We start from the raw sequence: 14564 nt of genomic DNA on the forward strand, positions 1-14564 counted from the left end.
CGGGGCGGGGGCCTGCGGGGTGCGCGGGGCGGGCCGGGGAGAGGGGGCGGTTCCGGAGCCGGGGCCGCGGTTCAGCGGGCCGGGCCGGGGATGGGAAGTGTTGTGCTTCGATGCGAAGTTTTGGTCAATCCACGATCAGGTGTCAACACATGACGCCGAGCTTTCTCCGGAGCGCCGTCCGGTACCGGGCCGACGCGGGGCTCTCCCTAACGGGCGGAGAGGTCCTGACCGGGCCGCGCCCCGCACGAGTCGCGGACCACCAGCCGGGGCATCAGGTCGAGGTGGTGCCGAGGCCCCGCCTCCGCACCTGCGGGGGCGTCCGTGCCCGCCGTGCCCGACTCGCGCACCCGACGCCGCAGCAGCTCCACCGCGATCCTGCCCACGTCGTACTTGGGCAGCGCCACGGCGGTCAGCGGCAGCGGCGACAGGGACGCCACATGGTCGTCGTACGCCACCAGAGCCAGGTCCCGCGGCACCTCCACCCCCCGCTCGCGCAGGAGTTGCACCAGGGTCATGGCGTCCGAGTCGTCGATGACGAGGGCGGCCGTCACCGAGCCCCCGGCCACCGCCCCGGCCAGCCGGTCCGCCGTGGCGCGCTGCTCCTCCTCCGGGTCGTAGGAGGTGAACCCGAAGGCGACGAGCGGGTGTTCGTCCAGACCCAGCGCGCGCAGGGCGGTCTCGGCCCCCGCCGAGGTCTGGGCCCGGGTGGGGCTGGGGCCGCCGACCAGCGCGAACCGCCGGTGCCCGAGGGCGGCCAGGTGCGTCACCGCGAGGCCCGCCCCCGCCGCGTGGTCCGAGCAGACCCGGTCCAGCAGGGCCGCGCGCGTACCGGGCGTGCCGCGGCGTTCCAGCAGCACGGTGGGGAGGCCGGAGTCGGTGCCGGAGGGCTCCCGGCCGCTCCATCCGTCGGCCCAGTCGGGAATCAGCAGCAGGCCGCGGGCGCCCCCGTCCGCCATCCGCGCGATCTGCGTGCCGGTGTCCGCAGGGCTGCGGGTGAAGTCCAGGACCAGACGCCCGCCGGCCGCGGCGACGGTCTCCCGGACGCCCCGGACGACCTCGTCGTAGTAGTGCCTGGTCCGGGGCAGGATCATGCCGAACATCTCGTCCGAGCGGGGGGTGCCGTCCTCCTCGGGCCGCGGCCCGGAATCCGGTGAGCCCGCCCGGGGGAGCCGGGGGACCGGAGACGCGCCGGGCCACGAGACCGCTCCGCGGGAGCGCCGCAGCGTCCCCCGGTCGGTGAGCAGGTCCACGTCCCGGCGTGCGGTGACCCGCGAGACGCCGAGGTGCTCCGCGAGCTCGGCCACCCGCAACGATCCGTGGGTCCGCACGAGTTCGAGGATGCGGGTGTGCCGCTCGTCCATCGTGAAACGCACGGGAACTCCTGCTGATCGGCGCCGGACGCCCGTCCGTCGCCGCGTGCGGCCGACGTCGGGATGACGAGGGCGAGCCTACGGCAGCGAACCCGATGAGCGATTTTGGAAACTATGTATTGACGGTCGAAAGGGCTTTCCATAAGGTCGGCGACGGCCCGCGCACCCGGGCCGCGTCCCCCGGACACCCGGCCCGGGGAACCCCACCGCGTGGAGCCGCATCACCGGCCACCCGCCCGCACGGCTGCCGCGCGAACCGCCCACGGAGTCACGAAAGCAACCCCGCGCTTCCGGCCGGCCGTCCCGCGGGCCGAGCCCCGAGAGCAAGGACACGACGTGCCCCCCGTACCCGTACCCCTGTCGCCGCACGGGACCGCGAACGCTCCGGACCGCCCGCCGGGCCGCGGGCCCGCCCCGTCCGGTCCCGCACGCGTACGGGCCGACGACGGCGTCTGGACGCGGGTCCTCGACGAAGCCGACCTCGTGTGGCACGCGCTGCCGCGCGCCTGGGACGAAGGGCCGTTCCTCGGCAACGCCCGGCTGGGCTCCCTCGTGTACGCCGAACCCGGCTCCGACGCCGTCCGGTTCACCGTCCAGCACAGCGAAGTCCAGGACCACCGACCGGAGTTCGGCGCCCTGTTCGGTCTGGCGCGGCTCCCCGTCGGACACTTCACCCTGAGGACCGCCGGCGCCGTCACCGCCGTGGACTGGCGGCTCGGTCTCCAGGAGGCCGAACTCGCCGGCACCCTCACCACCACCCGCGGCACCCTCGCGCTCCGCGCCGTGGTGCACGACAAGCGGTCCCTCCTCGCCGTCGAGGTCACCCCGACCGGCGGTGAGCACGCCTTCTCCTGGACCTTCCACCCGGCCGAGTCGGTCAGTCCGCGCGCCGCCTTCAAGCCGGTCCCCGAGGGGTACACCGGTCACCCCCCGGCGACCGTGGAGCCCTGCGGCAGGGAGACCGTCGCCGTGCAGAAGCTGCTCGGCGGAGGGGAGTACGCGACCGCCTGGACCGAGCGGACCCACGGGGAGGTCCGCGTCCTGTCCGCCCACGTCGCCCAGACGTACCCAGCCCCCGGGGCCCGCGAGGCGGCGCTCGACGCGGTGCGCCGGGCCGCCACGCTCGCGTACGGTCCGCTCACGGCCGACCACCGCGCCGGGTGGCGCGCGTACTACCGCAAGAGCTTCCTCTCCGTGCCGGACGCCCGGCTGCAAAGCTTCTACTGGATCCAGCTCTACAAGATCGCCTCCGCGGCCCGTGCGGACGCCCCGGTGATGGCGACCTGCGGCCCCTGGCTGGAGCCCACCCCCTGGCCCGGGGTGTGGTGGAACCTCAACGTCCAGTTGGAGTACTGGATGATCCACGGCTCCAACCACCTGGAGCTCGACGCCCCCGCGGTGGCGTTGTCCGCCCATCGTCAACGGCTCACCGACCAGCTGGAAGGGCCGTACCGCCCCGACTCGGCGGGCCTCCCGCGCACCACCGACATGTACCTCGACGGCGGGTACGAGACCGCCGGGAGCGGCTGTCCCATCGGCGTCCCCGGCGAACAGGAGCCGACACCCGAGGTCGGCAACCTCCTCTGGGCCCTGCACAACGTCTGGCTCAGCTACCGGCACACCATGGACCGCGGCATCCTGGAGGACACCGTCTTCCCGCTGCTGCGCCGGGCGGTCTCCTACTATCTGCACTTCCTGCGCCCCGGCCCGGACGGTCGCCTGCACCTGCCGCCGACGTTCTCGCCCGAGTACGGCGAGGTCGCGCCCGACTGCACCTACGACCTCCAGCTCCTGCGGTGGGGGTGCGCCACCCTGGTCGAGTCCGCGGACCTCCTGGGCGTCGACGACCCGCTCGCCCCCCGCTGGCACGAGGTGCTGGACCGGCTCACCCCGTACCCGGTGGACGAGAACGGACTGATGATCGGCGCCGGCGTGCCGTTCGCCCGGTCGCACCGCCACTACTCCCATCTGCTCGCCGTCTATCCGCTGTACGAACTCACCTGGGAGAACCCCGCTCACCGGGACCTCATCGAGCGTTCGCTGCGGCACTGGATCGGCTTCGAAGGGGCCCTTCAGGGCTACAGCTTCACCGGGGCGGCTTCGATCGCCGCGCAGATGGGGCGGGGGGACGAGGCGGCCGGTCATCTGACCAGCCTGCTCGACCGGTTCGTCCGGCCCAACACCATGTACAAGGAGTCCGGCCCGGTCATCGAGACCCCGCTGTCCGCCGCCCAGTCGCTGCACGACATGGTCTGCCAGAGCTGGGGCGGCGTCATCCGGGTCTTCCCGGCGCTGCCGGACGCCTGGCAGGACGTCACCGTCCACGACTTCCGCACCCAGGGCGCCTTCCTCCTGAGCGCCGCCCGACAGGGCGGCGTCACCCGCTGGATACGGCTGCGCAGCGAGGCGGGGGCGCCCTGCGTCGTGCGGACCGGCATGCCGGGACCGGTGACCGTCACCGACGGCGACGGCCGGGAACTGCCCCGCACCGACCTGCCCGACGGCAGCCTACGCCTCGGCCTCGAAGCCGGTCGGGAGGCGTACATCCGCCCGGCGCCCGCCGACGGCGCCGAAGACCCCGGCGGCGAACTCGCCGTCCGGGCCGTCCGGCCCCGCGCCGCCGCACCCCGCTGGGGACTGCCCGGCCACCCGTAGACCCCCCTGTTCGCTCCTCAGGAAGGCGTCCCATGCGTACACGCGCACTGCTCCTGCCCACCGTGGCCTCGGCCATCGCCTCGCTCCTGCTCGCGTCACCCGCCCATGCGTCCACGATCTGGAACGGCGACGCGGGCAGCGGGACGGGTGTCTTCCGCACCGTGGAGTGCGATGCCCCGGGCAGCCTCACCGCCGCCACGTCCGGCGGCAACACCTACTGGAGGATGGACAAGCCCGCCGGACCGATCCGCTGCGAGGCGCGCGGCGTCAAGGTGGGCGGCTCCGCCTACCTCTTCCAGAACAACAGCACCTACTACCTGGGCTGGTCGAGCTATCTGACGGTCACCGACGGCGACTTCGTCACGTTCCAGTGGAAGTCGTATCCCGGCGAAGGCCAGAACTACCCGCTCATCATGACGGTCAAGGACGGCGCGCTCCGGCTGTTCCACATCCCGCAGGGGGCCACCGAGAGCTGGCAGTTGCTCTGGTCCACCCCGGTGACGCCGACCGTCTGGAACCGTATCGGCCTCGCGGTCCACACCTCGGACTCCGCCTCGGACGGCTGGGCGGAACTCTGGTACAACGGCGTCCGGCAGACGTTCAGCACCGGCTCCACCCGCTTCACCGGCCGCACCTGGAACACGTACAACGACCCCAAGTGGGGCGTCTACGACCGGGACGCGCCGGAGCACGCGGCGGACAACCGGGTGGACGACCTGCGGATCGGCACCGCCTACGCCGACATCTCCTGACGTGCGCGCGTGCGACCCGGCCGGCCCCGGGGCTCCGGCGGGGGCCGGGCCGCACGCGCACTCCCGGTCAGGGAGACACGTCGGGCCATATTGGTCTAGACCTCATGACCCCGCCTGCTACCGTCGGGCGGGTGCGCGCGAGGCGCGCGCACGACGACGGTGCAGAGGGGTAAACGCGATGGACGGCAACAACGCCGTGCGGGCATTCATGGGTTCCTTCACCTCGGCGGGCGGTCCGGGCGTGACCGTCGCGGCCGTGGACCGGGACACGGGCGAGCTGACCCTGATCGGCGCGACCGACGCGGTGCCCGACCCCTCCTATCTGGCGGCCTCCGGCGACGGCTCCGTCCTCTACGCCGTCAGCGAGACCGCCGAGGGCGCGGCGGCCGCCTTCGACGTCGCGGGCGAGGTCCCCCGGCTGCTGGGCGGGCTCCGGTCGGTGGAGGGCGACGGCCCCACCCACCTGGCCCTGGCGGCGGGCCACCTGGTCACCGCCAACTACGGCTCCGGCAGCGTCACGGTCCTGCCCACCCGGGACGACGGCTCGCTCGGCGCCGCGGTGGCCGTGATCCAGCACGAGGGTTCGGGCCCGGACCCCGAGCGCCAGGAGGGCCCGCACGCCCACCAGGTGCGGCCCGACCCGTCGGGCCGCTGGCTGCTCAGCGTGGACCTCGGCACCGACTCGGTGCGCGTGGAGGAGATCGACCCGCTGACCGGTGAGACCCGCCGGCACGGCGAGACGGCGCTCCGGCCCGGAACCGGCCCGCGCCACCTGGCGTTCCACCCCGCCGGCGGTCACGCGTACGTCCTGAACGAGCTGGAGCCCACCCTCACGGTCTGCCGCTGGGACGCCGCCGCCGGGGTCCTCGAACCGCTCCACGAGACGCCGGTGCTGCCGCAGGACGCCCTCGGCGACGGCGAGGAGCGCACCTACCCCTCCGAGGTCGTCGTCTCGCCCGACGGACGTTTCCTCTGGACCGCCAACCGGGGCCACGACTCGATCTCCGTGCTCACCCTCGACGAGACCGGCGGCAAGGCCCTGCTGGCCGCGACCGTCGGCTGCGGCGGCCACTGGCCGCGCGACCTCGCGCTCGGCCCCGGCGGCCGGTGGCTGTACGCCGCCAACGAGCGGTCCGGGAACGTCGCCCGGTTCGCCGTCGACCAGGAGACCGGAGTGCCCACCGCCGCGGGGTCCGTGGACGTCCCGGCGGTCAGCTGCGTGATCTTCGCCTGACCGCGTCCCGGCGCGCGGGCGCGTCCCCGGCCCGCGCGACGGCCCTCGCGGGCCCGGCCGGGAGGCCCTTCACACGACCCCTTCGAACACGACCGCCGCGGGCCCTCGGGCCCGCGGCGGTCGTACGCGTCCGGCGTCTTTCCCGGATGCCGCGCGGCCCGGTGAATCCCGGAACGCGCGGACCCGACGGTGGGACGGTGCGCAATCAGTGCGCTGCGAAATCAGTTCGGTGCGACATCAGTGCGCCGCGAAATCAGTGCGCCTGGGCGCCCTGCGGCGTCGCCGGCGTGATGCCGAGCGTCGTGGCGTACAGCGACAGGACCAGCTTGCCGATGGCCGGGTAGGCGCCGAGCGGCTCGGCCGTCGCGCACCCGACCTCCTTCGCCGCCCCTTCCAGCAGGCTGGCGTCGATCTCCGGACCCACCAGGTACGGAGCCAGCGCCAGTTGGGCGGAGCCCGAGCCGGTGAGCTGCGCGGCGACCGAGGAGACGGAGCCGTCGATGTCCAGCGCCGCCGCCATCACCGGCACCGCGAGCCGGGCCGCCAGCAGCATGCCGGTGATGCCCGCCGCCCGCACGGCCTCTTCGCCGCCCACGGTGGCGAGCACGATGCCGTCGGCCGCGGTGGCCACGGTGAACAGCCGGGCGCGGTCGGCGCGCGCCAGACCGGCCTCCGACAGGCGCACGTGCAGCGCCTCGGCGAGCAGCGGGTGCGGACCCAGCACGTCGGTGAGCTCGACCTGCGTGCCACTGTCCATCACGGCCTGCCGTATCCGGCGGATCGTGGCACTGTCCGGCCCCGCCAGCAGCGGCACCACGACGGCGGACGGCCCCTCGGGCGCCGGCACCTCCCGGCCGACGGCCGTGGCCAGCTCGTACGCGGCGACCCGCTCGGTGGCGCACTGCGCGAGCACGGAGGCGAGCGCGGGGAAGTCCGCGTCGTCGCCGTCGAGGTAGCCGATCCGCGCGTTGAGGCCGGGCAGCTCGGAACGCGCGATGCTGATCACTTCCTCCGCGAGGCCGCGCGTGGCCTGGGAGGGGACGCCGGGAACGGCGAGGACGAGCGCCGCGGCGCCCTCGGGTGCGACCACGGGCTCCGGGCGGCGGTGCCGTCCGGACTGGCGAGGTCGCGGCATTCGTACGGGCAGGCCGGAAGCGGGCCCAGTGGGGGTGCTCATGGCGCCGCATGCTACTGGTTTTGGATGCCCTCCCGTTCGGGGAGGGTCCGCTGGAGCGGCCTCTGTCCGCTTATGTCGTATGAGTGACGTACCGGAGGTGTGCCCCGCTCCCTCCTGCGGGATCCGTGCGGGTTCAGCCCGGTTCCGCCACCGTCAGCAGCGCCGGATCGGACGGCAGCCGCACCTCGTCCCGCGCGAGCGCCCGTGCCAGCCGCAGCGCCCCGGCGAGCGGGTCCCCGTCCGGGGGGACCGGGACGGCGTGCGGGGCCAGTGCGGCGAGCTCTTCGCGCAGCGGCACGAGCAGCGGCTCGCCCATAGAGAACAGGCCGCCCGTCCATGCCACCCGTGGGCGGTCCTCCTCCCGCCCGTCCGCCGCGTCCGGGGCCGGGCAGACCGCGGCGGCGGCCTCCGCGATGTGCCGGCCCGCGTCGCGCAGAATGCCCGCGGACACCGGGTCGGCCGCAGCGCAGGCGGCGACCTCGGGCGCGAACGAGGCGAGGAACGCGGGACGATCGGCGCGGGGGTAGAGCAGGCCCGGCAGCTCCGCGGGCGCTCCGAACACCGCCCGCACCCGCTCCAGCAGCGCGGGCGACCCGCCGCGCCGACCGTCGTGGGCGCGCAGGGCCGCGTCCAGGCCCTGCCGCCCGATCCAGGCGCCGCCGCCCGCGTCGCCCAGGAGGTGGCCCCAGCCGTCGGCGCGGTGCCAGCGGGACAGGTCGGTGCCGAGCGCGATCATGCCGGTCCCGGCCGCGACCACGGCCCCGGGCCGCATCCCGAGCGCGCCGGCGTACGCGGTGACCCCGTCGGCGGCCAGAGCCAGCCGGTGCGGCCCGAGCGCGGCCGTCAGCGCCCCCGGCAGCACGGCGCGCAGCCGGCCGCCCAGCGTGGCCATCCCGGCGGCGCCCACCACCGCCGCGGCGATCCGGCCACCGGCCGCCCCGACTTCGCCGGACGGTGCCGTGCCCGGCGCCTCGGCCCGGTGCAGCAGGGTCTCGACGGCGGGCAGCACGAGTTCCAGCAGGTGCGCGGCGTCGATGCCCCCCGGGCCGGTGCGGACCGGGCCGGTGCGGACCTGCGGGGCCACGGGAACCGGGCCGTCGGACCCCTGCGCGCCGTCGGGTTCCACGGCGCACAGGGCGACGCGCAGGCCGGAGCCTCCGGAGTCGACGCCGAGTGCGTAGGGCCCGCCGCCGGTCACGGCAGCCGCCAGTCCACCGGCTGCGCCCCCTGCTGTTCCAGCAGGGCGTTGGCGCGGCTGAACGGGCGCGAGCCGAAGAAGCCGCGGTCGGCCGACATGGGCGAGGGGTGCGCGGCCTCCAGCGCCGGGTAGTCGCCGAGCAGCGGACGGAGGTTGCGCGCGTCGCGGCCCCAGAGGATCGACACCAGCGGGGTGCCGCGCTCCACCAGGGCGCGGATCGCCTGCTCGGTGACCTCTTCCCAGCCCTTCCCCCGGTGGGCCGCCGGACGCCTCGGGGCGGTGGTGAGCGCCCTGTTGAGCAGCAGCACGCCCTGACGCGTCCACGGAGTGAGGTCGCCGTTGGACGGCTTCGGGTGGCCGAGATCGGTGTGCATCTCCCGGAAGATGTTCTCCAGGCTGCCGGGGAGCGGGCGGACCTCCGGGGCGACCGCGAAACTCAACCCGATCGCGTGACCCGGTGTCGGGTAGGGGTCTTGACCGACGATCAGCACCCGCACCTCGTCGAAGGGTTGCTGGAACGCCCGCAGCACGTTGGCTCCCGAAGGAACGTAGGTGCGTCCGGCCGCGATCTCCGCGCGGAGGAAGTCCCCCATCGCGGCGACGCGTCCGGCCACGGGTTCGAGTGCCTGCGCCCAGCCGGGCTCGATGATGTCCTTCAAAGGTCGTGCTGCCACGGCCCGCACTCTACTGCTGATACGACGAGCGTGATCAACTGCCCGGTCGGCGGCCGGTTGACGGGCTTGACGGGAGTGCGCGAGGGCGCCGCGAGGGGCGGGCCGTCCGCCCGGCCCTCGCGGCCCGTACACCCCCGTACGCCTTCTCGTCGTGTCCCCGCCGTGTCCCCGCCCCCCGTCCGCGGCCGTGCCTCAGGCCAGCACGGCCGCCCGCACGCACAGCACGTCCGGCAGGTGCGTGGCCAACTGCCGCCAGGTGTCGCCGTCGTCCGCGCTGGCGTAGACCTCGCCGTTGCGGTTGCCGAAGTACACCCCGGCGGGGTCGGCGTCGTCCGTGCAGAGCGCGTCCCGCAACACCGTGCCGTAGTGCGCGCCTTCGGGCAGGCCGGCGGAGAGCGGCTCCCAGCTCTCCCCTGCGTCGCTGGTGCGGAACACCCGGCAGCGGTGCTCCGCCGGCACCCGGTCGGCGTCGGCGTTGATCGGGAAGACGTACGCGGTGCCGCCCTTGCGCGGATGCGCGACCGCCGCGAAGCCGAAGTCCGACGGCAGCCCGGAACCGATGTCGGTCCACCGGTCGCCGCCGTCGTCGCTGCGGAACACGCCCCAGTGGTTCTGGAGGTACAGCCGGTCCGGATCGGCCGCGTCCCGCGTGACCTTGTGGACGCACTGGCCGAACTCGGGGTCCGGATCGGGCAGGAAGACCGCCGACACCCCGCGGTTCGCCGGTTCCCAGCTCTCTCCGCCGTCCTTGGTCCGGAAGACGCCCGCGGTGGAGACCGCCACCGTCACCGCGGCCGGGTCGCGGGGGTCGGTGAGAATCGTGTGCAGCCCCTCGCCGCCGCCCCCCGGCACCCATCGCGACCGGGTGGGGTGCTCCCACAGCGGCCGCACCAGCTCGAAGGACTCGCCCCGGTCCTCGGAGCGGAACAGCGCGGCCGGCTCGGTGCCCGCGTACACCACGCCCGGCTCCTCGGGACCGGCCGGATGGAGCTGCCAGACCCGCTCCAGGGACGCCCCGGTGGACTTCGGGAACTTCACCGCGGGCTGCCGGGGTTCCACCCAGCTCGCCCCCAGGTCGTCGGAGTGGAAGACGGACGGTCCCCAGTGCGCGCTGTCCCCGCCCACCAGCAGCCGGGGCGTGCCGCCGCCACGGGTGTCGACCGCGACGGAGTAGATCGCCTGCGCGTTGAAATGGGGGCCGTCCAGCTCCCATCTGCCGTCACGGCCCAGGCCGATGAAGAGCCCCTTGCGGGTGCCCACGGTGAGCAGCACATCGGTCATGACAAGACCTCCCGAAACGCCTGTGTCGCCGGATACCGGTCAGTGTGCACCCCGGCACCGACAACGGCCCGCAGCCGGGACGTCCGCCCTGGTGGGAACGGGTGCGTCCGCCCGGCCCCCCGCGCGCACCGGGTCGTCGCCGCCCGGCCGGAGGCGGGCGCGGAAGGTGTGCTGCAATGCCCGCAGGCGCGTGCGGCGCGCGCCGGGAAGAACCGGCCGGCGCCGGTGAGCGAGAACGGACTGACGCATGACGACGGAGACCGCCTTCGAGGACCACGAGGGCCGCGCGATCGCGTGGCAGGTCGCCCCGGACGGTGCGGGCGACCCCCTCCGCGTCGGCCTGCGAATCGGCGTCCCGGCGGGCGAGGAGCGCTGGACCTGTACCCCGGAGGCCGCCAGACGGCTGGCGGCCGCCCTGCTCGCCGCCGCCGGGGAGGCGGAGCTGGCCCGCACGGCGGACCCCGTCAGCGTCCCCGCCCGCGATCTGCGGCGTGGCGACGTACGCGACGGCCCTCGGCCCATGACCGTGGACGGCGTCAGGGTGGAGGGCGGGTCGGTGCAGGTGACCTGGAAATCCCCCGCGGGGCGGAGCTGGACCCAGATGTACGACGGGTCCGTCCCCATCGCCCTGCGTCGCCGGAGCGGCTCCGACGGGTGAGGACCACGGCGTCGCCCCGCTTCCGCGCGGCTTCCGGGGCCCTCGTAGTACGATGAACGTCGTACTACGACGCTCCACGTACAAAGCTCCTGCCGGAGCCGTCCCGTGGAACGCCCCCGGCCCCTTCGGCCACCTCTGCGAAACGGAGCCCGTGTTGAACACCCTCTTCGAGCCCTACGTCCTGCGCTCGGTCACCGTCCCGAACCGGATCTGGATGCCGCCGATGTGCCAGTACAGCGCCGCGGCGACCGGGCCCGACACGGGGGTCGCCAACGACTGGCACTTCGCCCACTACGCCTCCCGCGCCGTCGGCGGCACCGGCCTGATCCTGGTGGAAGCCACCGGGGTCAGCCCCGAGGGCCGCATCAGCCCCATGGACCTCGGACTGTGGAACGACCGCCAGGCCGAAGCGCTGCGCCGCGTCACCGCGTTCCTGGAGAGCCGGGGCACCGTGCCCGGCATCCAGCTCGCCCACGCCGGACGCAAGGCGTCCACCGACGCCCCGTGGCGCGGCGGCAAGGCGCTCCCCGCCGACGGCCCCGAGGCGCTCGGCTGGCAGCCCCTCGGACCGAGTCCGCTGCCGTTCGACGAGGGCGACCCGGTTCCGGCGGAGCTGACGACCGATCAGATCCACGAGGTGGCGGGTCAGTTCGCCGCCTCGGCGAAGCGCGCGCTGGAAGCGGGCTTCAAGGTCGTCGAGATCCACGGCGCGCACGGCTACCTGATCGGTGAGTTCCTCTCCCCGTTCAGCAACCACCGCACCGACGCCTACGGCGGGTCCTTCGAGAACCGCTGCCGCTTCGCCCTCGAAGTCGTCGACGCCGTACGGGAGGTGTGGCCGCAGGAACTGCCGCTGTTCTTCCGGATCTCCGCCACCGACTGGCTCACCGAGAACGCCGAGGACGAGCGCGAGGGATGGACCGCGGACGACACGGTCGCCTTCGCCCGCGAACTGCGCGCCCACGGCGTGGACCTGCTCGACGTCTCCACCGGCGGCAACGCCCCCCGGGCCCGGATCGAGACCGGGCCGGGCTACCAGGTGCCGTTCGCCGAGCGGGTGCGCACCGAGACCGGACTGCCGGTGGCCGCCGTCGGCCTCATCACCGAGCCCGTACAGGCCGAGAAGATCCTCGCCGACGGACAGGCGGACGCGGTGCTGATCGGCCGCGAACTGCTGCGCGACCCGTACTTCGCCCGCAGCGCCGCCCGCGCCCTCGGCGGCGAGGTGCGCGTCCCCGAGCAGTACGGCCGTTCGGTCTGACCCGCTGGCCCCACCGGACCGGCCGGCCTTTTCGGCTCCCCGCCGGAGAGGCCCCGGCGGGGGCGCCCGCTCGGTAGGGTGGCCGCGATGTCCACCACACAGGGCCCCACCCTCCGCGAACTGGCCGTGCAGGCGCTCTCCTCGGTCGAGCACGGATACGACCTGCTCGCCCCGAAGTTCGACCACACGCCCTACCGCACCCCCGGCCGGGTGCTCGGCGCCGTGGCCCGCGCGCTCCGGCCGCTCGGCCCGTTCCGTACCGGACTCGACGTCTGCTGCGGGACGGGCGCGGGGGTCGGCGTGCTGCGGGAGGTCTGCTCCGGGCGCGTCACCGGCGTCGACTTCAGCGCGGGCATGCTGGCGCGGGCGCGCGCCTCGCTGCCGGACGCACCCGAGGGACCCGCGGTGGACTGGGTGCGCGCCGACGCGCTGGCCCTCCCGTTCGCGGAGTCCTTCGATCTCGCCGTGAGCTTCGGGGCGTTCGGGCACTTCCTGCCGCGCGAGCGCCCCGCGCTCTTCGCCGGGGTGCACGCGTCGCTGCGTCCCGGTGGCCTGTTCGTCTTCCCGATGGGCGCGCCGCCGCCGGTCGCCTCGCGGGCCTACTGGACGACGCTGGGCTTCGATACGGCGATGCGGGTGCGCAACGCCCTGTGGCGCCCACGCTTCGTCATGTACTACCGGACGTTCCGTCTGCCCGATGTCCTGCGGGACCTGGAGCGGGCGGGCTTCCGGACCCGGCTGGAGCCCCTGGCCGAACTGGGCGTCCGTTCCGACGGCGTTCCGCGGGCCGGCCTGGTGGTGGCCGCCAAGGAGTGACCGACGCCGACAAGCACGGAGGTACGGGGCCGCGGGCGCGGGGCCGCCCGCTCGGCCCCGGACGGGCCGCTTTTCGTACCATGGAGGCCACCGGGACGAGCACCCGGAGGAATGCCGCCCGACGACGAGTGCCCGGAAACGAAGTGGAGCGACTGTGACCCCCACCAGCGGTGCGGCAGGGGCCGACGCGGGAAACCGCACCCGCACCCTCGGCCACCCCGCGCCCCACGAGATCCGCGTCGAGAGCGTCCTCCACGCGCTCGCCGACCCCGTCCGCCTGCGGATCGTGCGCCAGTTGGCGGACGCGTCCGACGAGCTGAACTGCGCCTGCTTCGCCCTGCCGGTCGCCAAGTCCACGTCCACGCACCACTTCCGGGTGCTCCGGGAGAGCGGAGTGATCCGCCAGGTCTACCGGGGAACGGCGAAGCTGAGCGTCCTGCGGCGCGACGACCTCGACACCCTCTTCCCCGGGCTCCTCGACAGCGTCCTGCTCGCCGCCGGCCTGCAGGCCGTGCGGCTGGAAGCGGAACCGCGGGGCGGCGGCGGGACCGCCGGCCCGGCCGGCCGCTGAGCCCCGGCGCCCGCGGGAGCTCATCGGCGACGGCACCACCGCCTTACCCGGTGCCCAGCCGAAGATTCCCGCAGCGGCCCGGCTCGCCCCGGACGCGCGTCCGCAGAGCGCCCCGCCCGTGACGGGCCCACGGCCCGGCCGCCGTGCTCAGTCCAGCAGGGCCCGCATCCGGTCCGCCTCGACGGTCTGCTGCGCGGCCACGTCGGTCGCCATCTCCTCCACCAGCACGTTGTTGCCCTCGGACAACGCCTCCGTCGCCATGGTGACGGCCCCCTGGTGGTGCGCGATCATCAGGGTGAGGAAGAGCCGGTCGAACTCCTTGCCGCGGGCCGCGCGCAACGCGTCCAACTGGGCGGCGGTGGCCATGCCCGGCATCGCCGCGTGATCGTGCTCCACCACGTGGCGGTCGGCGTCGTGGTTCTTCTGCCAGCCCTGCATCGCGGCGATCTCGGGCTGCTGACCTGCGGAGATGCGGCCGGCCAGGCTCTTCACGGACGCCGACGAGGCGCGGTCCGGCACCAGGCCGGTCATGACCAGCGCCTGCTCGTGGTGCTTGATCATCATCTGCACGTAGCGGTAGTCGGCGGAGTTCGGGGTGTCCTCGACGATCTCCTTCGAGGCCTCTTCCGCGGTGAGCGTCCTGGCCGGCTCGCCGGGCTTGCCCGGTGCCACCACCCCCGGTCCGTCCGCCGCCGGCTTGCCTTCCCCGTCGTCGGAATCGCAGCCGGCCACGGCGAGCATTGCGAGGAGCGCGGCCGCCGCGAGCGCGGCCGTCCGCCGGCATCGGGTCTGACGGGGAAACAACACGGGGACCTCCTGCGCCGGTTGATGTGCTGGAACCGTCCTAGCACGCTTCCGCTCGGCAAAGATCAAAAACTTTCGTTACGTCTCTGTTGCCATCTGTTGATGTGTACATG

Annotated in this window: 13 protein-coding genes; 7 read left to right on the forward strand and 6 right to left on the reverse strand. The window is 74.4% G+C overall.

Going from position 1 to position 14564, the window contains the following annotated elements:
• Positions 1 to 206: 206 nt before the first annotated feature.
• The gene (locus Q0994_RS20785; protein ID WP_299537193.1) at positions 207 to 1373 is read right to left on the reverse strand and encodes a substrate-binding domain-containing protein; all 1167 of its coding nucleotides are present in this window, start codon (positions 1371 to 1373) and stop codon (positions 207 to 209) included.
• Positions 1374 to 1706: 333 nt separating this feature from the next.
• On the opposite strand from Q0994_RS20785, the gene Q0994_RS20790 reads away from it, so the two are divergent.
• From Q0994_RS20790 to Q0994_RS20800, 3 genes are all read left to right on the forward strand, one after another.
• Positions 1707 to 4025 carry a glycosyl hydrolase family 95 catalytic domain-containing protein gene (locus tag Q0994_RS20790; protein WP_299537196.1) on the forward strand — a complete coding sequence of 773 codons (2319 nt, stop codon included), beginning with the start codon at positions 1707 to 1709 and terminating at the stop codon, positions 4023 to 4025.
• 32 nt (positions 4026 to 4057) lie between these two features.
• Positions 4058 to 4777: a heparin lyase I family protein gene (locus Q0994_RS20795; protein WP_299537199.1), complete on the forward strand. Its 720-nt coding sequence runs from the start codon at positions 4058 to 4060 to the stop codon at positions 4775 to 4777.
• 178 nt (positions 4778 to 4955) lie between these two features.
• Positions 4956 to 6011, forward strand: coding sequence for a lactonase family protein (locus Q0994_RS20800; RefSeq protein WP_299537202.1), 1056 nt, complete (start codon positions 4956 to 4958; stop codon positions 6009 to 6011).
• 253 nt (positions 6012 to 6264) lie between these two features.
• Here Q0994_RS20800 and Q0994_RS20805 read toward each other — a convergent pair whose 3' ends face one another.
• The 4 genes from Q0994_RS20805 to Q0994_RS20820 all read right to left on the reverse strand — a co-directional run bounded on the left by Q0994_RS20805 (position 6265) and on the right by Q0994_RS20820 (position 10341).
• A complete protein-coding gene (locus tag Q0994_RS20805; protein WP_299537205.1) occupies positions 6265 to 7188 on the reverse strand; it encodes a sirohydrochlorin chelatase in 924 nt (307 codons plus the stop codon).
• A 133-nt stretch (positions 7189 to 7321) separates the two neighbouring features.
• Positions 7322 to 8386: an N-acetylglucosamine kinase gene (locus Q0994_RS20810; RefSeq protein ID WP_299537208.1), complete on the reverse strand. Its 1065-nt coding sequence runs from the start codon at positions 8384 to 8386 to the stop codon at positions 7322 to 7324.
• A complete protein-coding gene (locus Q0994_RS20815) occupies positions 8383 to 9060 on the reverse strand; it encodes a uracil-DNA glycosylase (RefSeq protein ID WP_299537211.1) in 678 nt (225 codons plus the stop codon). Before Q0994_RS20815 ends, Q0994_RS20810 begins: the two co-directional genes overlap by 4 nt.
• Positions 9061 to 9252: 192 nt before the next feature.
• The gene (locus Q0994_RS20820; protein ID WP_299537214.1) at positions 9253 to 10341 is read right to left on the reverse strand and encodes an exo-alpha-sialidase; all 1089 of its coding nucleotides are present in this window, start codon (positions 10339 to 10341) and stop codon (positions 9253 to 9255) included.
• A gap of 247 nt (positions 10342 to 10588) precedes the next feature.
• On the opposite strand from Q0994_RS20820, the gene Q0994_RS20825 reads away from it, so the two are divergent.
• The 4 genes from Q0994_RS20825 to Q0994_RS20840 all read left to right on the forward strand — a co-directional run bounded on the left by Q0994_RS20825 (position 10589) and on the right by Q0994_RS20840 (position 13647).
• The gene (locus tag Q0994_RS20825) at positions 10589 to 10999 is read left to right on the forward strand and encodes a hypothetical protein (RefSeq protein WP_299537218.1); all 411 of its coding nucleotides are present in this window, start codon (positions 10589 to 10591) and stop codon (positions 10997 to 10999) included.
• Positions 11000 to 11153: 154 nt separating this feature from the next.
• Entirely contained in the window at positions 11154 to 12260 is a 1107-nt protein-coding gene (locus tag Q0994_RS20830) for an NADH:flavin oxidoreductase/NADH oxidase (RefSeq protein ID WP_299537288.1), read from the forward strand.
• Between the two features lie 87 nt (positions 12261 to 12347).
• Entirely contained in the window at positions 12348 to 13076 is a 729-nt protein-coding gene (locus Q0994_RS20835; protein ID WP_299537221.1) for a class I SAM-dependent methyltransferase, read from the forward strand.
• 154 nt (positions 13077 to 13230) lie between these two features.
• Entirely contained in the window at positions 13231 to 13647 is a 417-nt protein-coding gene (locus tag Q0994_RS20840; protein WP_299537224.1) for a helix-turn-helix transcriptional regulator, read from the forward strand.
• Between the two features lie 147 nt (positions 13648 to 13794).
• On the opposite strand, the gene Q0994_RS20845 is transcribed toward Q0994_RS20840, so the two are convergent.
• The gene (locus Q0994_RS20845; protein ID WP_299537291.1) at positions 13795 to 14388 is read right to left on the reverse strand and encodes a DUF305 domain-containing protein; all 594 of its coding nucleotides are present in this window, start codon (positions 14386 to 14388) and stop codon (positions 13795 to 13797) included.
• Between the last annotated feature and the right edge of the window lie 176 nt (positions 14389 to 14564).

The sequence above is a fragment of the uncultured Streptomyces sp. genome, from assembly GCF_947488945.1.
GTDB lineage: Bacteria > Actinomycetota > Actinomycetes > Streptomycetales > Streptomycetaceae > Streptomyces.